Consider the following 19,614-nt stretch of genomic DNA (forward strand, 5'->3'; position numbering starts at 1 on the left):
CGCTCAGGCGCGCATACCGCCGTCCACGCGCAGCACCGTGCCCGTGACGTAGGAGGCGCGGTCGCTGAGCAACCAGGCCGCGGCCTGGGCGATCTCGTCGGGAGCCGCGGCACGGCGCAGCGGTGTCACGGCGTTGAGCTGCTCGATGACGCCGGGCGAGTTCGCATCCCAGTCGTGCAGCATCTCCGTCAGCGTCGTACCGGGAGCGATGGCGTTGACGCGGATGCCCTCCGGGCCGTAGGTGACGGCCGCGGAGGCGGTGAGGCTGTTGACGCCCGCCTTCGTCGCGCCGTAGGCGGGGAGTTCGGGATTGCCCATCAGACTGCCGACGCTGGAGGTATTGACCACCGCGCCGGTTCCCGCGGTCGCCCTGATGGCTTCGATCTCGGCGATCATGGCGACCCACGTGCCCTTCAGGTTCACCTCGTAGACGTAGTCCAGGTCGCCTTCCCGCGCCTGGTCCATCGGGCCGGGCGGCACACCGGCCGCACCGTTGTTGAACGCGACGTCGAGCCGCCCGTACCGGTCGACGGCCCGCGCGACCGCGCCGCGCACGGCGGCGGGCTCGGCCAGGTCGCACACCACGTAGTCCGCGCTGCCACCCGCCGCCACGATCTCCTCGGTCACCGCTTTCAGCTGCGTTTCGGTCCGCGCCGCGAGCAGCACCCTGGCGCCCTCGGCGGCGAACAGCCGCGCCGCGGCGGCGCCGATCCCGCGCCCGGCACCGGTGACGAAGGCGACCTTGCCTGCCAGCAGACCCGTTCCGGCGTTCTGTGTGTTGTCCATGGCCTCAACCCTCGGTCCAGGCCACCCGGTCGATCCAGGTACCAGGTGTACCTGGCTCGGCGAAGCAGCGCTCGACCACACTGGGGGTGTGGACAGACGAGACCTCGCGGACTTCCTGCGCAGCAGACGGGAGCGGATCACCCCCGCCGACGTCGGCCTGCCCGCGGGCGCCCGGCGGCGAACCCCCGGCCTGCGGCGCGAGGAGGTGGCACAGCTGGCCTTCATCTCCACCGAGTACTACACGCGACTGGAGCAGGCCCGCGGGCCGCGGCCGTCGCGCGAGGTGCTGACCGGGCTGGCGCGGGCGTTGCGGCTCTCGGACACCGAACGCGCCCACCTGCACCGCCTGGCGGGCGCGCCGCCCGCGCCCGCGCGCGGTCCGTCGCGCGAGGTACGGCAGAGCATTCTCGATCTGCTGCACCGGCTGCCGCAGGCGGCCGCGGTCGTGCTGTCGGCCACCTATGAGGTGATCGCGTGGAACGAGCTGGCGGCCGCGCTGATGGAGGACTTCTCCGCGCTCACCCGCCGCGACCGCAACCTGTTGCGGCGCGCCTTCCTCGGCCCGCAGCCGGCGGGGCGGCGGTTGTACGGGGTGTCCGATTCCGACTCGTTCGCGCGCAGTGCCGCCCGGGTGTTGCGCGGTACCGCCGCCCGCTACCCCGATGATCCCGAGGTGCGCGAGCTGGTGCACGAACTCCGCACGGGCAGCGCGGAATTCGAGGAGATCTGGCTGGCCCATGACGTCTGCCTGGAGCCGACGCCGTGCAGGACCTTCGACCATCCGCTGGTCGGCCAGGTCGCGGTCAATTGCGACGTGCTCGACATCACGGACCGCGACCAGCGTGTCGTGATCTACACCGCGACACCGGGTTCCTCCGCCGAAGCGGCGCTGCGACTGCTGTCGGTGATCGGTACCCAGCGGATGGATGTCCCCCACTGACCGGACACGGGGTTGCCGCTACCGGCGAAAGTTCAACCGGGCCAGCATTTTCCAGCCGGGACGGGCTCAGCCGTTGGCGCTGCGCCTGCCGCCGAATCGGGTCGCGGCGACGAGATCTTCACGGCCGCGCGCGACCCGCGAACGCACCGTGCCGACGGGACAGCCGCACACGGCGGCGGCCTCGGCGTAGGACAGGCCGAGCACCTGGGTGAGCACCAGCGCCTCGCGGCGTTCCGGGGCGAGATCGTCGAGCAGCAGGTTGAGTTCGACGATCTCGGCAAGGCCGTCGCGCCGGGACACCTGTCGATCGGCCGCGGCCGCCCAGTCCACGCCATGCACGATCTTCGGCCGGGCCACCGCCATCCGCACCTGATCGACCACCACCCGGCGCGCGATGGACAGCAACCAGGTGCGGGCACTGGCGCGACCTTCGAACCGCTTGATGCTGCCGAGCGCGCGCAGGTAGGTCTCCTGAGTGAGGTCGTCGGCGCGACCGACCTCGGTCAGGTGAGCGAGCAGCCGCCACACGTCCTTCTGCGTGGCGCGGATGAAACCCTCCAGCGCCCGCCGGTCGCCGCGAGCCGCCGCCAATGCCAGGCGGGTGGTCTCGTCGTCCTCGGCGGGGGTGGGCATGAGTTGAACAATAACCGCCGCCACGGCGGGCCCGACAACCGGCGAGCAACCCCGGGGAACTTCGGCGACCCGGTAGACGACAATCTGGGCGTGGAGTGCAAAGTGTGCCGGACAGCCCTGTCCGCCCGGATCGACGGGGAACGCGAAACCGTTCCAGCGGCGCGGGTGGACGAGCATCTGGAGCAGTGCGGCGAGTGCTGTTCCTGGTACGTCGCCGCCGTCGAGACCTCGAAACGGCTGCGTGACACCGCGTCGTACGCGCCGGACCTGACCGCCGCGATCTTCGCCGCCGCCGAGCTGGAGCCACCGGCAGGCGCGCGGCTGTCGCGGTGGCGCGCCGCGGTGGCCGGGACCCGCGGTGTCACGTTCACCACACCGGCCGCGGCGGCCCGCCTCGCGCTCGGGGTGCTCGGTGTCCTGCAGTGCGCGCTCGGCCTGGTCCAGCTCGCCGGGATCGACTTCGGCATGAGCCATCACCACGGCGCCGAGATGAGCAGGCATCTGCTCAACGAGAGCACCGCGTGGAGCCTGGCCATCGGCATCGGGTTCATCTACTGCGCGCTGCGGCCGCACGCGGCGTCCGGGGTCCTGCCGGTGCTCGGCGTGCTGGTCGCCGCGCTCAGCGCGTTCGTCGTCGCCGACCTGTACTCCGGTGTGGTGCCGATCTCGCGCGTGCTCTCGCACGGGGTGCTGGTGGTCGCACTGGCCCTGGTCGTCGTGGTGCACCGCACCCGCCGCCCGACCACCTCGCCACCCACCAGCGATCGGGCGCCCGCCGATCTGGTGCTGCCGCCGGGCGCCCAGTTCGGCCGTCGCCTCGGCCACCTGCACGCCACCCAAGATCCCGCCGCGTGATGAACGGACTTTCATGACCATCGAGCTCGACCAGCTTCGACCCGATCAGCCTGCCGCCGCACCCGCTCGCATCTCGCTCGCCGTCACCGGCATGAGCTGCGCGGCGTGCGCGAACCGGATCGAACGCAAACTCAACAAGGTCGACGGTGTGACCGCCTCGGTGAACTACGCCACCGGCATCGCCACCATCGACGCCGCCGAAGGTGTTGTCGCCGAACAGCTCTGCGCCGAGATCGACGCGATCGGCTTCGGCGCGTCGCCGGTGACCGACCGGGCCGAGGCGATCAGCGCGGCGCCCGAGGACGCGGAGGTCAGCAGCCTGCTGCGCAGGCTGGTGGTCGCGCTGATGGTGTTCTTCCCGCTAGCCGATCTGTCGGTGATGTTCGCCACCATCCCCTCGACCCGGTTCACCGGCTGGCAGGTGGTGCTCACGGTGCTGGCGCTGCCCGTGGTGGTCTGGTCGGCGGCGCCGTTCCATCGCAAGGCACTGGCCAACGCCAAAGCCGGTGCGGCGAGCATGGACACGCTGGTCTCGGTCGGCGTGCTCACCGCGACGCTGTGGTCGCTGGACACGATGTTCCTGCACCCGAATCGCTCCGGCCCCGCACCCGACGGCGTCTGGGCGGCGATCTGGTCGAGTGACGCGATCTACCTCGAGGTCGCGGCGGGCGTCACCGCATTCGTCTTGGCGGGCCGGTATTTCGAGGCCAAGGCCAAGCGTTCGGCGGGCAGCGCACTGCGGGCGCTGGCCGCGCTCGGCGCCCGTGAGGTGACGGTGCTGACCCGCGACGGCCGCGAAATGCGCGTCCCGATCGGCGAACTCGTCGAGGGCCAGCGCTTCGTGGTGCGCCCCGGCGAGACCATCGCCACCGACGGCCTTGTGGTGTCGGGTGAGTCGAGTGTCGACGCCAGCGCGATGACGGGTGAGTCCATCCCGGTCGACGTGCACCCTGGGCTCGCGGTGATCGGCGGCACCACCGCGCTCACCGGCAGGCTCATCGTGGAAGCCGCGGCGGTGGGCGCGGATACGAAGCTGTCGGGCATGATCCGGCTCGTCGAGCAGGCCCAGACCGGCAAGGCGCGCATGCAGCGCATCGCCGATCGGGTCTCGTCGGTGTTCGTGCCGTTCGTATTCCTGATCACCGCGCTGACCTTCGCGATCTGGCTGATCGCCGGTGCGGGCGCCGACCGTGCCGGCGCCGCCGCGCTGGCGGTGCTGGTGGTGGCCTGCCCGTGCGCGCTCGGCCTTGCCATCCCGACCGCGCTGATGGTGGCCTCGGGACGCGGTGCGCAGCTGGGCATTTTCATCAAGGGGCACCAGGCGCTGGAGGCCACCCGCGACGTGGACACCGTGGTGCTGGACAAGACCGGCACCGTGACCAACGGCGCGATGAGCGTCGTCGCGGTCCTCGCGCACGGGCCAGGCACCGAAGCCGAGGTGCTGCGCTCGGCCGGTGCGGTGGAGGCGGCCTCGGAGCACGCGGTCGCCGCCGCGATCACCCGCTACGCGCGCGATCAGCTCGGCGACGAGCTGCCCGCGGTCGAATCCTTCGAAGCGCTACCGGGTCTGGGCGCGCGCGGCGTGGTCGATGGCCGCTCGGTGCTGGTCGGCCGGGCTCGGCTGTTCAGCGATCAGGGCATCGAGATCCCGCAGGAGTCGCAGCGGGCGGTGCGCGGGCAGGAGAAGTCCGGGCGCACCGTGGTTCTGGTGGCGATCGATGGCACCGTGGTGGCCGTCGTCGCGGTGGCCGACACCGTCAAGCAGAGCGCGGCGGCCGCGATCGCCCGGCTGCATCGGCTCGGGCTGCGGGTACTGATGTTCACCGGCGACAACGCCTTCGCCGCGCAGGCGGTGGCCGACGAGATCGGCATCGACGAGGTTGTCGCCGAACTGCTTCCGGAGGGCAAGGTCGACCTGATCGCCCGCATGCAGGAGCGGGGGCACCGGGTGGTGATGGTCGGCGACGGCATCAACGACGGCGCGGCGCTGGCCACCGCCGACCTCGGCATGGCGATCGGCGCCGGCACCGATGTCGCGATCGCGGCCGCCGACGTCATCCTGGTCCGGGAGGATCTCGGCGCGGTCGCCGACGCGATCGAGCTGGCGCACGCCACGCTGCGCACGATCAAGGGCAACCTGGTGTGGGCGTTCGGCTACAACGTGCTCGCCATTCCCGTTGCCGCGCTCGGCCTGCTGAACCCACTGATCGCGGGCGCGGCCATGGCGTTCTCGTCGTTCTTCGTGGTGTCGAACAGCCTGCGGCTGCGCAAGGTGCGCTTCGCGCGCTGAGCCCGAACGGATTTCGCCGATCCGGCCGGGCTCAACGCCGGGACTGGGCCAACTTCTCCAGCATCGCGTTGTAGGCCTCGAGGTCCGAGTCCTGGTATTCGTCGTCCTTGCGGTCGGTGCGTACCGCGGTGCGGCGGTCCTGTGCCGCCCACTGGGTCAGCAGCGCGCCGACCACGAGCAGCACCGGGACCTCGCCGGAGACCCAGGCGATGCCGCCGCCCATCCGCTGATCGGCGAGCAGGTCGATGTGCCACGGCAGCTGCAGATTGGTGTAGAAGCGCGAGCCGATGACCGTGTTCATCGACATCACGGCGACGCCGAAGAACGCGTGGAAAGGCATGACCGCGAACAACACACCGAGCCTGCCCAGATGCGGCAGCCGGCGCGGGCCGGGATCGATGCCGATGATGCCCCAGTAGTAGAGGTAGCCGACGAGCAGGAAGTGCACGTTCATCAGCACGTGCCCCCAGTGGTAGCGGATGAGGCTCTCGAACAGCGGGGTGAAATACAGGCCGTAGAGCGAGATCACGAACAGGGTGAGCGCCGTCGCGGGGTGCGCGATGATCGCGGTCGGCCGCGAATGCAGCAGGGCCAGCACCCATTCGCGGACGCCGTGCACCGCCCCGCGCTTGGCCGCGGGGACCGCGCGCAGCAGCAGGGTCACCGGCGCGCCGAGCACCAGCAGCACGGGCACGAACATGTTCAAGGCCATGTGCGTGATCATGTGCATGCTGAACATGGCGAAGCCGTAGGTGCCGATGCCGGAGGAGGTCGCGATGAGCAGCGCGACACAACCGCTCACCCAGGACAGCGTGCGCCACCGCGACCACGCGTCCCCCCGCCGCCGCAGGCGCACCACGCCGAGCACGTACAGCACGATCCCGGCCACCGCCGCTGACCCGAGCACCAGGTCGAACCGCCACTGGGTCAGCAGCCGCAGGGCGTTCGGGGGATCGAACAGATCGAAGCCGAGGAACACCTCCTGCGCGGTGAACGATCGATCGGCGAAGGCGGGCGCGGGCTGTACCGCCATGGCCACCGTCGCGCCGAGCGCCACCGCGGAAAGCGCCGCGCCGCAGGCGATCATCAGCCAGGTCCGGGCGGTGGGCGCCGCCGCCCGGCCCGCGCGCGTGCCGATCGCGAGTCCGACGCCGATCGCGCCGACCAGCAGCGCCAGCCTGCCGTAACCGGTGCTGAACACGGCAGGCCAGGGCAGCAGGATCAGCCACAGCACCAGGCCGCTCAGCGCGGCGGCGAGCACGCACAGCAGCGTGATGAGCGCACCGCGGCGCACCGCCGTGCCCACGTGTTCGCCTTGCCTGCGTACGTGTTCGGCGACACACCAGAGCAGGCCGGGCAGCACCGAGACGGCCAGTTGGAAGATGATCATCGCGCCGGTGCCGTAGTCGTGGTTCGGGCCCTCGCCCGCGTTCCCGACCAGCGCGGGCGGCAGCACGGCGATCCCCGCCACCAGCAGCAACACCGCGGCGCCGTTCCAGGACAACAGGATTCGCGCGCCCAGCGTCACCACCGCGGCGAGCACGGCGACCACGATCCAGGCCTTCGGCTTCTCGCCGGCATCGATGAGCGCGCCCAACGCCCCCAGCCGGAAGAGGTTCGACACCGTCATGCCGCCGATATTCGCCGCGGTCACCGGGATGAGCACCAGCGCGGACACCAGCCAGACCAGCCCGGCCCGCTCGGCCAGCCGCAGTCCGGCGTACCCGTCGACATCGAAGCGGCCGCGGCCGGTCACCGCGGTGCAGCACACCGCGTAGACCAGCGCGCCGAGCGCGGTCGCGCCCGCGAGGGCGGCGGCGACCCGCAGCAGCACGTAGCCGAGGACATCGGCGAAACCGGGGTAGGCGATGCCCGCCGCTCGATAGGGCAGCTCACCCGCCTCGAGCACCGAGCCGAGCACGACGGCGAGCGACACGATCGCGGCGGCGAGCCAGACCAGGTGGACTATCGAGCGTTTCACCTGCACGTTGAAGTCCACCATCCTCTGAGAAGTCCACGCACCTACAACAGGTCTCGCTGGACCGGTCGGATACGAGGAAGGGAAAGTTCCGGCAGCGCGCCAAGTATGAGTCAGGTCACCGACGGCCCGGCAACCGGGCCGTCACGCCGCGTGGCAGCTCGTGCCGCGGCGTGCGCACGCCCCTGGCCGCAGGCACCATAGGTGGCCACCGCTACCCTGTGGTCCAGCGTCCCCCGCCGGGCCCCGCACCAGCTCGGCACTGTTCGGCCGCCCCGCATCGGTGCACGTACGCCGAGAGCATCGTTGTCGTTTCCTTCCGTCGTCCGGAAAACCGGACGAAACGTTCCGGGTCGATGCAGCGACGAAGGGAGTGCGGTGTGCGCCGCAACAGCAGGCAATCGAACTCGCCGACCGCACAACGCTTCGGCGCGCGGCCCAGCGCGCCCACAATGGCCCCAGGGGGCCAGATGACCGATTGTGAGTACTACACCGTGGATCTCGACCAACTCGCTCGACCACTCGACGCCACATCGACCGACCACGACATCACAGTGGCCGGCGCACTGTCCAGCCCGCTGCTGCGCAGATTGATCCATACCGCCGTCGGCCTGTCGACCGACTCGATCGATCTGCTGGCCACCATGACCGATCGGCTGCGCTCCGTCGAAGGCATCATCATTCGCGACCCGCTCGAGCTCTGAGCGTCCGCCGATGCGGTAGGCCGGTCACCGACCCGGTCCGCACGATCACACCCCTTGACAGCAAATGCCAAGCAAGAGCGCGGTTTTCGCAGGAGCGACGCTAATCTTCGGCAACGTTGATCAACGGCCCGCGCGCGAGCGCCGTCCCGTGGTTACGTTGAGGGAGGCCGGTCGTGCCGGCCGTAGATGAACCCCGGTTCGGAGGTGGCGGCGGCCGTGAGTGTGACGCAGACCGAACAACTTCAGGCGACTCGGCCATATCCGGCACGAACCGGGCCGAAGGGTTCCTACCTCTGGAAGATGATCACGACCACCGATCCCAAGGTGCTCGGGGTCATGTATCTGGTCTCGGCGATGAGCTTCTTCTTCATCGGCGGCCTGATGGCGCTGCTGATGCGCGGCGAATTGGCCAGGCCCGGCCTGCAGTTCCTCTCGACCGAACAGTACAACCAGTTGTTCACCATGCACGGCACGATCATGCTGCTGTTCTACGCGACACCGATCGTGTTCGGTTTCGCGAATGCCGTGCTGCCCTTGCAGATCGGCGCGCCCGACGTGGCGTTTCCCCGGCTCAACGCGTTCAGCTACTGGCTGTATCTGTTCGGCGCGTCCATCGCGACCGCGGGCTTCCTCACCCCGGGCGGGCCCGCCGATTTCGGCTGGACCGGCTACACCCCGCTCAGCACCTTCGAGCACGCGCCGGGTGCGGGTGGTGACCTGTGGATCATGGGCTTGATCCTGTCCGGTCTCGGCACCATCCTCGGCGGCGTCAACATGATCACCACGATCATCTGCCTGCGCGCCCCCGGCATGATCATGTTCCGGATGCCGATCTTCACCTGGAACATCCTGATCACCAGTATCCTTGTGCTGCTTGCCTTTCCGATCCTCACCGCGGCGCTGTTCGCGCTCGCGATCGACCGGCATCTCGGCGCGCACATCTACGACACCGCCAACGGCGGCGTGCTGCTGTGGCAGCACCTGTTCTGGTTCTTCGGCCATCCAGAGGTGTACATCGTGGCGCTGCCGTTCTTCGGCATCGTGTCCGAGATCTTCCCGGTGTTCAGCCGCAAACCGCTGTTCGGTTACACCGCGCTGATCTACGCGACGATCGCGATCGGCGCGCTCTCGGTGGCGGTGTGGGCGCACCACATGTACGCCACGGGAGCGGTACTGCTGCCGTTCTTTTCGTTCATGACCTTCCTGATCGCGGTGCCGACCGGTGTGAAGTTCTTCAACTGGATCGGCACCATGTGGCGCGGCCAGCTGACCTTCGAGACGCCGATGCTGTGGTCGCTCGGGTTTCTCGTGACCTTCCTCTTCGGTGGCCTGTCCGGTGTCATCCTGGCCTCGCCGCCGCTGGACTTTCATGTCACCGACTCGTATTTCGTGGTCGCGCACTTCCATTACGTGCTCTTCGGGACCATCGTGTTCGCCACCTTCGCGGGTATCTATTTCTGGTTCCCGAAGATGACCGGAAGGATGATGGACGAACGCTTGGGCAAGTGGCACTTCTGGACCACCTTCGTCGGCTTCCACCTCACCTTCCTGGTGCAGCACTGGCTGGGCAACGAAGGCATGCCGCGCCGCTACGCCGACTACCTGCCCGGCGACGGATTCACCGCGCTCAACACGGTTTCCACGATCGGCGCGCTCGTTCTCGGGGCCTCGATGCTGCCGTTCATCTGGAATGTGTTCAAGAGCTTCCGTTATGGCGAGGTCGTCACCGTGGACGATCCGTGGGGTTACGGCAATTCCCTCGAGTGGGCCACCACCTGCCCGCCGCCGCGGCACAACTTCTACGAGCTGCCGCGCATCCGGTCCGAGCGTCCGGCCTTCGAGCTGCACTACCCGCACATGGTCGAGCGGATGCGGGCCGAGTCGAGTGCCGGATGGGGCTCCGGGCATCGCGGCGGCAGTCAGATCGTCGAGGATCGCGCCGCGGCCGAACCGGTCGAGCTGACGAAGGCCGAACCGGATCGCGAGACCGGCAAGACCGACTGAATGTTGCCGAATCGGCAACAAGGTTTGCCGATAACGCCCCACGCGGGGATCGTGGGAACCATGACCGAGACACACAGCCACGGCGCGGACGCACCCGAGGCCGGCAGCACCGTCGAGTTCTGGGAGAACTTCTACCAGGAGCGCGAGCGCGTCTGGTCCGGCAATCCCAACTTCCTGCTGGTCCGGGAGATCACCGGGGTGCCGGCGGGCACCGCACTGGACCTGGGCTGCGCCGAGGGCGCCGACGCGATCTGGCTGGCACAGCACGGCTGGCGGGTCACCGGCGTCGACGTCGCCGAAACCGCGCTCGGCCGGGCCCGCGCCCATGCCGCCGAGCTCGGCGTCACCGGAATCACCTGGCAGCAGGTCGATCTCGCGCACTCGTTCCCCGAGGGCACCTTCGACCTGGTCTCCGCCCAGTACCTGCACTCACCGGTCGCGCACGCCGACGAACGCACGACCATCCTGTCCCGCGCCGCCGCGGCCGTCGCGCCCGGCGGGCTCCTGCTCATCGTGGGCCACGCCACCTGGCCGAGCTGGGTGAGCGAGCCCCCGGCCGATATCCACTTCCCCACCACCGCCGAGGTGCTCGCCGGGCTGCGGCTCGATCCGGCCGAATGGACCGTTGCGCGCGACGAACTCGCCGAGCGCGATCAGCCGAGCCCCGAGGGCATGCCCGGCACCCGCAAGGACAACCTCCTGCTCATCCGTCGCCACTGAGCTGTTCGACCGATTCTCATCGCCGGTGATGCGCGACTGACCGCGCCCGCCCACCCGGTGGCCGCTGGTGGACGGCTCCACCCGGCATCGGGGGTGCGTCGTGAATCCCGTACTGGAAACCTCGGAATTGCCGGAGACGATGCCCGACCGGGGTGAGCGGGCGCTAAGGGTTCGTGGTGTGGGCGCTCGTCGTGGCGAGAATGGTGCGCGCCACCAGGGCCGGGTCGTCGAACATCGGGACGTGGCCGACGTCGGGCAGCACCGTGAACTCGGCCTGCGGCAGGCGCTCCCTGGCGATCTTGCCGTTGATCTCCGGCGGCAGGATGGCGTCGCGGCCCGACCACGCCAGCGTGATCGGGCACGGCAGCGGGTCCAGCGGCGCGATCTGTTCGTCGGTGGGCAGCAGATCGTCGATGACCGTGCAGTCGAGCAGGTCGCGCGCGGCCTGTCCGACCACGCTCGGCGTCAATCGATCCGCACGGCAGGCGATATCGCTTAGACCGAGTCGGCGGACCAGCGGCACCTGCAGGGCGAGCGGCTGCACCGTGCGGGTGAGCCGGGTGAGCGCGGCCAGCCTGCGCAACTTCGTGACGCCGTCGGACTGCGCGTGCGTGCCCGCCGTCCAGAACCCGGCGGGCGACAACGCGCACACGCTGGCCGCCCGGCCGCGCCTGGCGAGTTCGATCGCGATCCAGCCGCCGAGCGAGTTGCCCGCCAGGTGCGGCCGATGCAGCCCGAACTCGTCCAGCATGCCTTCGATGCCATCGATGAGCTGGGCGACGGTGGCGGGATGACGCGTCACCGCCGGACCGCCCCGATGGCCGGGCGCGGTGAGCGCGAACACCTCGTGCCGCGGCGTCACCAGCGGAATGACCTCATCCCACGCCCTACCGGACATGGTGACGCCGTGGAGCAGAACAAGGGGTGACTTGCCGGAGGCCATGAGCGAGTCTTACACGAACGCTTGGTATGCGGGTATCGCGGCGATTCTGATACCGGACAAAAGTCGCACGAATTCGAGGAGTGGCCCGTGCGGCGAATGGGTACTTGGAGTAGTACGCCGGATCGACGCTGAATCGGCAACCGCGCCGGCCGGCCCGGGTGTCCGCAACGCAACGGGGCGGTGCGGACGCCCTTCGGCAGGCCGCCGCGGTACACAGCGGATACTCAGCGAGCTCGCAGCCCGGACTGGAGTTCGGCGGTCATCCTGAGGCGCATGATGGGTGATATCTGTGCCGGGAGCACGCGGGCGGCGCGCTCGGCGCGGCGATCGTGAATCCGCGCGCCCGGCTGGCCCGGCGACTGTCGGCCGTGCCGTTGCGGATCGGCTTGGTGATCGCCGTGCTGCTGCTCACCACCACCGCGCTGCTCGCCTCCGGGGTGGCGGTGACCTCGGCGCTGAGCCGATCGCTGACCGCGCGCACCGACGAGCAGTTGCTCGACGCGGCGCATTCCTGGGCACAGCCTCGGCCGATGCGGATGGTACTCGCCGAACAGGGTGTGGTGCAGTGGATTCCGGCCGACGCACCGACCCAGCTGCCCGTATCCCGATCGACCGGCGATCAACCGCACCGGTTCTTCGAACTGCGCAAGGGTGCGGGCGGGCAGCTGTACACGAAACCGGATGGGGGCATTACCAATTCGAGCGGACCCGCGCTGCCCGCGCGACTCGACGACACACCGACCACGGTCGGGTCGGCCGACGGTTCCGCTGTGCACTGGCGGGTCCTGTCCACCGCGAACGAATACGGCTCGACCGTCATCGCCCTGCCGCTGACCGACAACCAGGAAACCGTCTCCCGGCTCATCTTCTTCGAACTCGCCATCGGCACAACGGCATTGGTCGCCCTCGGGGTGGTCGGCTACCTGGTGATCCAGCGCAGCCTGCGCCCGCTGCGCGCGGTGGAGGACACCGCGGCGGCGATCGCGAGCGGCGATCTGCACCGCCGGGTTCCGGTGCGCGACGTGGACACCGAGGTCGACCATCTGGCGCGCTCGTTGAACGAGATGCTGACCCGCATCCAGCACGGGGTCGCCGCCACCGAGGCCTCCGAGGCGGCGGCGCGGCGCTCCGAGACGCGGATGCGCCGCTTCGTCGCCGACGCGGGCCACGAGCTGCGCACGCCATTGACCAGCATCCGCGGCTTCGCCGAACTGTATCGCCAGGGCGCGAGCACGGACGCGGCCATGGTGATCGGCCGGATCGAATCCGAGGCCGAGCGGATGGGCCTGCTGGTGGAGGACCTGCTGCTGCTGGCGCGCCTCGACGAGAAGCGGCCGCTGGCAAGGCAACCGGTGGATCTGCTCGCGCTCGCGGGCGACGCGGTGCACAGCGCACAGGCGATGACCACCGGGCACCAGGAGCCGCACCGCCGCATCGGACTGGTGATCGAGCCGGGCGATGGCACCCTCGATGTGCTCGGCGACGAACCGCGACTGCGGCAGGTGCTGACCAATCTGCTCGGCAACGCGCTGACCCACACCCCACCCGAGGCCGCCGTCGTCGTCCGGCTCACGCCCGGCGTCGACGAGGTGCGCCTCGACGTGATCGACTCCGGGCCAGGCCTTGCCCCCGAGGCGGTCGCGCGGGTGTTCGAACGGTTCTACCGCACCGACGCCTCACGGACGCGGGCCAGCGGCGGCACCGGCCTCGGGCTGTCGATCGTGCACGCGCTGGTCGACGCGCACGGCGGCCGGGTGACGGTGGACAGCAAGCCCGGTGCCGGGGCCACGTTCAGTGTGTTCCTACCGCGCAGACCACCGGATGCCGCCTAGGTTCGTCACGCGCACAACGTCTTTCACTGCCTGGCCGGGCGGAGTACGTCGTCCAGCGGCGGAGTCCGCGGCACTCCCCCTGCCTCGACGAACCACTCCCACCGCATGATCCGGCCGAGCACCCGGTCCGGCATGCGCAGCAACAGCTTGGCGAGAGCGGCGAAACCACTGCCGCCCGCGAGCACCGACCGGTGTGCCGCCAGCGCGGTCTTGCGCTGACTCGCGAAAGCGCCCACCTCGATCCGGTGCGTGATCTCGTCGGCCGCGCTGTACACGGTATCGAGCCGCGCGAGGTTGCTCCGGATGCGCAGCACGCTGAGTATCCGCGCGATGCGCCGTACCTGCTCCCGTGGCACGGTGGCTTCCAATACCCGCACGCCGCCGGTCGATTCGGCGGCACGACGGGCGACCTCGTGCACGCGCACATGGTCGCGGTGGCCGTAGCCGCCGTTGCGGTCGTAGCTGAACAGGATCTCGGCCGCCTCCTCCCGCAGGATCGCGGCCAGCCGTGCGGCGGCCTCCTCGGGATCGGCTCGGGCGAAACGGGTGCGGTCCGCCGGGTCGGCGTAGAGCACGGGCCCGTGCCCGCTGTCGGCGTAACCCAGATGCGCCACCCGAGCGACCCCCAATGCCGCGGCGCTGGCGGCCAATTCGGCCAGGCGGGGCGCGGGACCGTCGAGCGTGGCCATGTGCCCGTCGGTCGCGACGACCAGCACGGTGCGGTGCCCGGCCGCCGCCAGCTTCGCCAGAGTGCCTCCGGTGAGCAGGGTTTCGTCATCCGGGTGCGCGTGCAGTGCCACAACGGTCGCCATCGGACCAGTCTGCCGCACTCGAGCGCACCGCGACGGCCCGCGGTTCAGCGCAGGATGAGCAGCAACAGCGCCTTCTGCAGCGTGTCGAATACTCGGGCGATGGTGATCGCGATGTCGACGGTACCCATCATCACAGGCCCCCTTTCCGCAGGGACGACTAAGCCTCGATGTATCAATTCAAGACCGGACGTCGCGAATTAGGAAGGGGATTGCGACAAGTGCCGCCCAATCCGCCCGCTACATGCCGACGCATTCGATGATCGGCGCGGGATAGACCGCGGGATCGATGTTCTCGCGCCATGGCGTGTGCACCGCGGCGCCACGAAGTGCGGCGAGCTCCGGCAGCCAACGCCGGACATAGTCACCGTGCTCGTCGTAGCGCTTGGCCTGCCTGAGCGGGTTGAGCACGCGATTGGGCCTGGTGTCGGTGCCGGTCCCGGCCACCCACTGCCAATTGAGCTGATTGTTCGCCAGATCCGCGTCGACCAGCCACCGCAAGAAGTGCGCCGCGCCGACGCGCCAGTCGATGCGCAGTGACTTGGCCAGGAAGCTCGCGGTGATGAGCCGGGCACGGCCCGGCATCCATCCCTCGGCGCGCAGCTGGCGCATCGCCGCGTCGACGATCGGGAACCCGGTGCGGCCCGCGCGCCAGGCCGCGGCGGCCTGCGGGTCCGCGCGCCACTCGCCGGGGCGGGGCCGATAGTCCGACCACGCGATATCCGGTCTGGCCGCGAGCATTTGGTGATGGAAGTCGCGCCAGGCCAGTTGTCTGGCGAATGCGTGGCCGCCCGGGGTGGACGTGTCGACCCGATGCACCAGCTCGACCGGCGAGACGCAGCCGAAATGCAGATACGGCGACAGTCGGGAGGTGGCGTCGGCGGTGAGGTCGTCGTTGCGCTCCGCGTAGACCTCGATCGGCCCGGACAGCCAGTCCCGCACCAGCTTTCGTCCCGTGGTCGCACCACCGACAGCGAGCTGCGGCGAAGTCGGCCCGGCACGGAGTGCCGCGGGCTCGGGCAGCGGCTCGCCCCGCACCGCCGCCACGGTGAGCTCGCGCGGCTTGCCGAGCGGCTTGCGCTGGTGGGCCTCGGCCCACCGCCGGAAATAGGGTGTGAACACAGCGAAGTGGTCGCGCCCGGTGGACGGCACGAGCTCCGCGGGATCGGCGGCGGTGATCGATGCGGCGTGGCTGTGCAGCGGACAACCGTGCCGCGCCAGCCGTTCCCGCAGCGCCCGTTCCCGAGCGCGGCTGTAGCCGCTCACATCGGCGGCGATGTGCACGCCGACGGCACCCACCTGCTCGGCCACCGCGGCCACCTGTTCGACGACATCGCCGCGGCGCACCACCAGCTTGCCGCCGATACCCCGCAGCTCGGCGTCCAGTTCGCCGAGCGCGGCGGCGAGGAAGCGCGCCCGATTCGGGGCCGTGAACCGGCCCGACGCGATGGCCTCATCGATCACGAAAAGCGGTACCACCGAGTCACCTTCGCGATGCGCGGCGGTGAGCACCGGGTTGTCGTGCACGCGCAGGTCGCGGGTGAACACGGCGATGCTGACGGTCATCTGCTCCTCTTCCTCTGCCACGACGATCCGGTCCGGCGCTCGTGCGGGTGGCGCCGCGGCGCGATGGGCGGCTCAGGCCCGCGGCCTCGACGCGACCCGCACGAGCGCCGGGCCCGCGGTCTACACCGTGCAGAGCGGCACGATCCCGGTGAAGCCACCGACGCTCGGAGAGGTCAGGTATACACACGGATCCTGTCCTGCGGCAACGATTCCCGCCCGCACGAGCGACCACGCCGCGGCGTCGAGCCGGGTCGCACGCGCGAGCACGAAGCCGGACAACCGATTCGGGGAGGTGACCACCGCCCAGGAGTAGTCCGGGGCGAGTGCGGTCACGATGTAGTTGGTCGGCCCCGTGCCACGGTCCTGGGTGGGCACGCCGGGAAAGCTCACGTGCAGTTGCGCGTTGGTGACGCGGTCATTGACCGTCGCGGTGCCGGTGACTTCGTTGGTGGTGTTCGCCCATGTGGTGCACCGGTTTCGCACCACGACATCGCCCTGCGGGTCAAGCGTGTAGTTCGCCGTGGTGTCGCGGGCGCAGGCGAGCTGGAAGAACTGCGGGATCGCGGCGAGCTGATGCCAGGTACCGGCGTAACGGGTCAGGTCCAGCGACGGCACCGGCGACGGCCCGGCGGCCGGCACGGCTTGCGCGCTGCCGACCGTGAGCGCCGCGGCCGCGAATCCGGCCAGGACGGCGAGCAGACGAAGGGGATGCCGCTTGCTTCGAGATGTCACGCGAACTCCTCGGGAATCGATGATATGGGCCATACTATCGCATAACGATGCACAATCGATTCACTCGACCCATCGGCTCCGAGGAGGAACCGTGAGCGACCCGACCACAAAGATCACCGGGCACGAGGCGATCGACTGCCACGCCTGGCCGGCGGGCTACGGCGTCGCGGTCGCCGCGGGCTGGGGTCTGCTGTGCGCGGCGACGGTCGCCACCGTCCGGCGTTGAACACCGTGGTCGAGCCGCCGGACACTCCGCACGACGGCGTGGCACCCGGGCGCAGTGAATCGAGCGCGGCGGGACAGGCAGAATAAGGCGATGACCGCCGGTTCCGCTCCCGCCGCCGACGCGGCCGGCTACACGGTCCGCGCGGTGGCCGAGCGACTCGGCATTCCGACGGCGACGTTGCGGAGCTGGAACCGGCGCTACAACATCGGCCCGCCGCAGCATCGACCCGGTAAGCACCGGCTCTACACCGAGGCCGACATCGTTCAGCTCGGCCGCATGCTGACGCTCATCCAGGACGGCGCGACCCCGGCGGGCGCCGCCGCGGCGGTCCGCGGCCCGACCCCGCGATCGGGCGACCGACTCCCGCTACTCGACGCGGCATTCCGGCTGGAAACCCGCACGGTGTCCGATCACCTGGAGGCCCACTTCCGCGCCTACGGTGTCGCCGAGACCTGGGATCGCCTGTGCCGCCCCGCCTTCGGCGACATCATCGAGCGCCAGGGCGCGGGCGAGCGCTGCATCGATGTCGAACACCTGCTGTCCTGGTGCATCACCTCGGTGCTGCACCGCACCAACCCGCCACCGGACACACCCGCCCCGACACCGGTGGTGCTGGCCTGCACCAGCGGGGAAACGCACGCGTTGCCGCTCGAGGTGCTGCGCGCGGCACTGGCCGAGCGCGACATCGGCGCCCACATGCTCGGTGCGGACGTGCCGACCGGCGCACTGACCGACAGCCTCGCCAGGCAGCCGCGCCCGGCGATGGTGATGCTCTGGTCGCAGCAGGAATCGACCGCGCTGACCTCGGCGGTGCGGGCTTGCCACGAGGCGGGCGCCCGGGTCTTCGTCGGCGGGCCCGGCTGGGACGCGGTGATTCTGCCCGACTCCACCGACCGCGTCGCGAGCCTGCTCGACGCCGTCGAACAGCTCACCGCGGCGCCCCGGCCCACGCGATAGACCACCCCTCCGGCCCGCCTCGAGGCGGGCCGTTTCTCGTGCCGCCGACCCGCGCATGCCGTCCGAGCAACCGCCCACCTCGAGGCAGGGTTGCCCTTCTGGCGAAACGACGCATAATCGACGCATCAAGAGTTCGCAGCCCATGCTCTCGGACAACGGCGCGCAACTCCGTTCCCGGCGCGATGTCGCATCGCGCTCGGGCGCGACCGGCATCGAAGAGGAGTGCGATGACTCACCAGCTCGAGGTATCGGGCGCTGGCGCTGATCGCGAAACCGGACACCGCATGGTCGCGATTTTGGACAGCGTGTCGTTCGTGACTGATCGCGAATCTCGACACCGCCGCACCAGCCTGGTTGCGCTACGGCGGTGCCAAATGTCTACAACTGGGGTTGTCAACAGTCATCGTGACAGTTCGTTGGGCCGCCAATCAGGGAACTGCGACAGCAGGATTGGAACGCGTTCTCGCTTTGCTGGGCGCGAGTCTCTACTCCCCCGTGTCACCGATATGCGGCAAGAGAGTGCGTGGTAGGACGCGATCTGGCAGGCGTGCGCACTGAAGTCGGCGGGCCGAGGCAGCGGGCTTGTTTGCGTCGGCGGGGCTCGAAGTCCAGTCCGGGCACGACGACGTGCCTGGAGGGCAAGACGGACAAGGTCCTAACAGAATCTCCTCGGACTCGATGGGTGCTCGACGCACACTGCGGCGCGGTCAGGAGCGGGTGGTGAGGGCGGGCCAGAGGATGGTGGTGAGCTGTTCGGGCAGGCTGGCGCGCGGCGGCGTCGCCGCGCAGGAACGCGCCGAAGACCATGGTGGCGATGGTGCGGGTGTCGATATCGGCGCGGACCGCGCCGCGCTCGATGAGCTGGTGCAGGACGTGTTCGACCTGGGTGACGCGGGGTTCGACGGCGCGGGTCACGACGTGGGCGAGGAGTTCGGCCATGCGTTCGGCTTCGCTGATGAACCCGCCCTGCGCGAAATCGGCCGCGCCGCAACAAAAACGGCAGGTAACCTGACTTGGCTCGAGATCGCTGATCTTGGGTAGGGCGCTGGCTTGTCGACGAGGTCCGGCCATTCTTCCGGCTGGTCCGCTGATGGTCACCCGTACTCGGTAAGCGGCTGGCTAAAGATCAAAAAGTGCCCATCGGGTGTCCGTACGTTGAAGTCGCGCATCCCGTAGGGCCGGTCACCCAGTGGCTCGACGATGTCGGCGCCGCGGGCGCGCAGCTCGTCGTGGCAGGAATCGACGTCGTCGACGATAACCACCACCCTGGCCGGGCCGACGCTGCTTTCGGCGCATAGGTGGAACTCGGCGGTGTCGCGGATCACGGCCGCGTAGCTAGGTGGGGTCTCCCAGGTGAATATGGTGTCGAATCCGAGCACGTCCGTGAAGTACGACCGCGCTGCGTGCACATCTCGGCACGGCAGCACGGGAACCGCCACCCGCATGACCATTGCGTCACCTTACCTGACCTTGGCTCGAGATCGCTGATATTGGGTAGGGTGCTGGCTATTAGCGGTTCCTCTCGGCGGTAAGGGGAAGCTCTGCACGTTCACGGTAGGGCCTGCAGAGGCGGCCGCGCGGTGAACGGAATTCCGTACCGATCGTGAGATGTGTTGCGCCACAAGATCACATTCCAAAT

At 69.6% G+C, this 19,614-nt stretch carries 18 protein-coding genes and 1 pseudogene; 11 read left to right on the forward strand and 8 right to left on the reverse strand.

All coding sequences use genetic code 11. The annotated features are described in order from the left end of the window. Positions 1 to 3: 3 nt before the first annotated feature. Positions 4 to 786, reverse strand: coding sequence for an SDR family NAD(P)-dependent oxidoreductase (locus F5X71_RS28465; RefSeq protein ID WP_167464775.1), 783 nt, complete (start codon positions 784 to 786; stop codon positions 4 to 6). An 88-nt stretch (positions 787 to 874) separates the two neighbouring features. Here F5X71_RS28465 and F5X71_RS28470 point away from each other — a divergent pair, with 88 nt between their 5' ends. Continuing rightward, positions 875 to 1,726: a helix-turn-helix transcriptional regulator gene (locus tag F5X71_RS28470; protein ID WP_167464776.1), complete on the forward strand. Its 852-nt coding sequence runs from the start codon at positions 875 to 877 to the stop codon at positions 1,724 to 1,726. Positions 1,727 to 1,792: 66 nt separating this feature from the next. Here F5X71_RS28470 and sigC read toward each other — a convergent pair whose 3' ends face one another. Further along, complete coding sequence (gene sigC, locus F5X71_RS28475) at positions 1,793 to 2,359, reverse strand: RNA polymerase sigma factor SigC (protein WP_167464777.1); 567 nt, start codon at positions 2,357 to 2,359, stop codon at positions 1,793 to 1,795. Between the two features lie 90 nt (positions 2,360 to 2,449). Here sigC and F5X71_RS28480 point away from each other — a divergent pair, with 90 nt between their 5' ends. Both F5X71_RS28480 and F5X71_RS28485 read left to right on the forward strand, forming a co-directional pair. Continuing rightward, positions 2,450 to 3,214 (forward strand): zf-HC2 domain-containing protein, encoded by a 765-nt coding sequence (locus tag F5X71_RS28480; RefSeq protein ID WP_167464778.1) that lies wholly within the window; start codon positions 2,450 to 2,452, stop codon positions 3,212 to 3,214. A gap of 13 nt (positions 3,215 to 3,227) precedes the next feature. Then, positions 3,228 to 5,504 (forward strand): heavy metal translocating P-type ATPase, encoded by a 2,277-nt coding sequence (locus F5X71_RS28485; RefSeq protein ID WP_167464779.1) that lies wholly within the window; start codon positions 3,228 to 3,230, stop codon positions 5,502 to 5,504. A 31-nt stretch (positions 5,505 to 5,535) separates the two neighbouring features. On the opposite strand, the gene F5X71_RS28490 is transcribed toward F5X71_RS28485, so the two are convergent. Then, complete coding sequence (locus F5X71_RS28490; protein ID WP_167464780.1) at positions 5,536 to 7,506, reverse strand: cytochrome c oxidase assembly protein; 1,971 nt, start codon at positions 7,504 to 7,506, stop codon at positions 5,536 to 5,538. A 446-nt stretch (positions 7,507 to 7,952) separates the two neighbouring features. On the opposite strand from F5X71_RS28490, the gene F5X71_RS28495 reads away from it, so the two are divergent. The 4 genes and pseudogenes from F5X71_RS28495 to F5X71_RS37850 form a co-directional block, all read left to right on the forward strand. Then, positions 7,953 to 8,186: a hypothetical protein gene (locus tag F5X71_RS28495; RefSeq protein WP_167464781.1), complete on the forward strand. Its 234-nt coding sequence runs from the start codon at positions 7,953 to 7,955 to the stop codon at positions 8,184 to 8,186. 186 nt (positions 8,187 to 8,372) lie between these two features. Further along, complete coding sequence (gene ctaD / locus F5X71_RS28500; RefSeq protein ID WP_167464782.1) at positions 8,373 to 10,190, forward strand: aa3-type cytochrome oxidase subunit I; 1,818 nt, start codon at positions 8,373 to 8,375, stop codon at positions 10,188 to 10,190. Between the two features lie 60 nt (positions 10,191 to 10,250). Then, the gene (locus F5X71_RS28505; RefSeq protein ID WP_167464783.1) at positions 10,251 to 10,910 is read left to right on the forward strand and encodes a class I SAM-dependent methyltransferase; all 660 of its coding nucleotides are present in this window, start codon (positions 10,251 to 10,253) and stop codon (positions 10,908 to 10,910) included. A gap of 76 nt (positions 10,911 to 10,986) precedes the next feature. Then, positions 10,987 to 11,058 (forward strand): annotated as a pseudogene (locus F5X71_RS37850) (peptide deformylase); the annotation flags it as partial. Positions 11,059 to 11,073: 15 nt separating this feature from the next. On the opposite strand, the gene F5X71_RS28515 reads toward F5X71_RS37850, so the two are convergent. Next, entirely contained in the window at positions 11,074 to 11,808 is a 735-nt protein-coding gene (locus tag F5X71_RS28515; protein ID WP_238815523.1) for an alpha/beta fold hydrolase, read from the reverse strand. A 374-nt stretch (positions 11,809 to 12,182) separates the two neighbouring features. On the opposite strand from F5X71_RS28515, the gene F5X71_RS28520 reads away from it, so the two are divergent. Next, complete coding sequence (locus tag F5X71_RS28520) at positions 12,183 to 13,685, forward strand: sensor histidine kinase (RefSeq protein ID WP_275106747.1); 1,503 nt, start codon at positions 12,183 to 12,185, stop codon at positions 13,683 to 13,685. A 23-nt stretch (positions 13,686 to 13,708) separates the two neighbouring features. Here the strand turns inward: F5X71_RS28520 and F5X71_RS28525 are convergent, their stop codons facing one another. The 3 genes from F5X71_RS28525 to F5X71_RS28535 all read right to left on the reverse strand — a co-directional run bounded on the left by F5X71_RS28525 (position 13,709) and on the right by F5X71_RS28535 (position 16,792). Next, a complete protein-coding gene (locus tag F5X71_RS28525) occupies positions 13,709 to 14,497 on the reverse strand; it encodes a PIG-L deacetylase family protein (protein WP_167464785.1) in 789 nt (262 codons plus the stop codon). Positions 14,498 to 14,734: 237 nt separating this feature from the next. After that, positions 14,735 to 16,060: a cryptochrome/photolyase family protein gene (locus F5X71_RS28530; protein ID WP_167466812.1), complete on the reverse strand. Its 1,326-nt coding sequence runs from the start codon at positions 16,058 to 16,060 to the stop codon at positions 14,735 to 14,737. Positions 16,061 to 16,180: 120 nt separating this feature from the next. After that, entirely contained in the window at positions 16,181 to 16,792 is a 612-nt protein-coding gene (locus tag F5X71_RS28535) for a lipocalin family protein (protein ID WP_238815524.1), read from the reverse strand. A gap of 91 nt (positions 16,793 to 16,883) precedes the next feature. On the opposite strand from F5X71_RS28535, the gene F5X71_RS37535 reads away from it, so the two are divergent. The 3 genes from F5X71_RS37535 (at position 16,884) to F5X71_RS37625 (ending at position 19,016) form a co-directional block, all read left to right on the forward strand. Next, positions 16,884 to 17,018 carry a hypothetical protein gene (locus F5X71_RS37535; protein ID WP_275106748.1) on the forward strand — a complete coding sequence of 45 codons (135 nt, stop codon included), beginning with the start codon at positions 16,884 to 16,886 and terminating at the stop codon, positions 17,016 to 17,018. Between the two features lie 90 nt (positions 17,019 to 17,108). Then, a complete protein-coding gene (locus tag F5X71_RS28540; RefSeq protein ID WP_167464787.1) occupies positions 17,109 to 17,975 on the forward strand; it encodes a MerR family transcriptional regulator in 867 nt (288 codons plus the stop codon). 720 nt (positions 17,976 to 18,695) lie between these two features. Further along, on the forward strand, positions 18,696 to 19,016 hold the full coding sequence (locus F5X71_RS37625) for a hypothetical protein (protein ID WP_342803747.1): 321 nt from the start codon (positions 18,696 to 18,698) through the stop codon (positions 19,014 to 19,016). A 53-nt stretch (positions 19,017 to 19,069) separates the two neighbouring features. On the opposite strand, the gene F5X71_RS28550 is transcribed toward F5X71_RS37625, so the two are convergent. Continuing rightward, the gene (locus F5X71_RS28550; RefSeq protein ID WP_167464788.1) at positions 19,070 to 19,426 is read right to left on the reverse strand and encodes a VOC family protein; all 357 of its coding nucleotides are present in this window, start codon (positions 19,424 to 19,426) and stop codon (positions 19,070 to 19,072) included. Between the last annotated feature and the right edge of the window lie 188 nt (positions 19,427 to 19,614).

Source organism: Nocardia brasiliensis (assembly GCF_011801125.1).
Taxonomy (GTDB): Bacteria; Actinomycetota; Actinomycetes; order Mycobacteriales; family Mycobacteriaceae; genus Nocardia; species Nocardia brasiliensis_C.

Bases quoted from the DNA above. Each gene is read 5' to 3' on its own strand.
- F5X71_RS28465 (WP_167464775.1), bottom strand. From the start codon at position 786: ATGGACAACACACAGAACGCCGGAACGGGTCTGCTGGCAGGCAAGGTC.
- sigC (WP_167464777.1), bottom strand. From the start codon at position 2,359: ATGCCCACCCCCGCCGAGGACGACGAGACCACCCGCCTGGCATTGGCG.
- F5X71_RS28485 (WP_167464779.1), top strand. From the start codon at position 3,228: ATGACCATCGAGCTCGACCAGCTTCGACCCGATCAGCCTGCCGCCGCA.
- F5X71_RS28490 (WP_167464780.1), bottom strand. From the start codon at position 7,506: ATGGTGGACTTCAACGTGCAGGTGAAACGCTCGATAGTCCACCTGGTC.
- F5X71_RS28495 (WP_167464781.1), top strand. From the start codon at position 7,953: ATGACCGATTGTGAGTACTACACCGTGGATCTCGACCAACTCGCTCGA.
- ctaD (WP_167464782.1), top strand. From the start codon at position 8,373: ATGAACCCCGGTTCGGAGGTGGCGGCGGCCGTGAGTGTGACGCAGACC.
- F5X71_RS28505 (WP_167464783.1), top strand. From the start codon at position 10,251: ATGACCGAGACACACAGCCACGGCGCGGACGCACCCGAGGCCGGCAGC.
- F5X71_RS28515 (WP_238815523.1), bottom strand. From the start codon at position 11,808: ATGTCCGGTAGGGCGTGGGATGAGGTCATTCCGCTGGTGACGCCGCGG.
- F5X71_RS28525 (WP_167464785.1), bottom strand. From the start codon at position 14,497: ATGGCGACCGTTGTGGCACTGCACGCGCACCCGGATGACGAAACCCTG.
- F5X71_RS28530 (WP_167466812.1), bottom strand. From the start codon at position 16,060: ATGACCGTCAGCATCGCCGTGTTCACCCGCGACCTGCGCGTGCACGAC.
- F5X71_RS28540 (WP_167464787.1), top strand. From the start codon at position 17,109: ATGACCGCCGGTTCCGCTCCCGCCGCCGACGCGGCCGGCTACACGGTC.
- F5X71_RS28550 (WP_167464788.1), bottom strand. From the start codon at position 19,426: ATGGTCATGCGGGTGGCGGTTCCCGTGCTGCCGTGCCGAGATGTGCAC.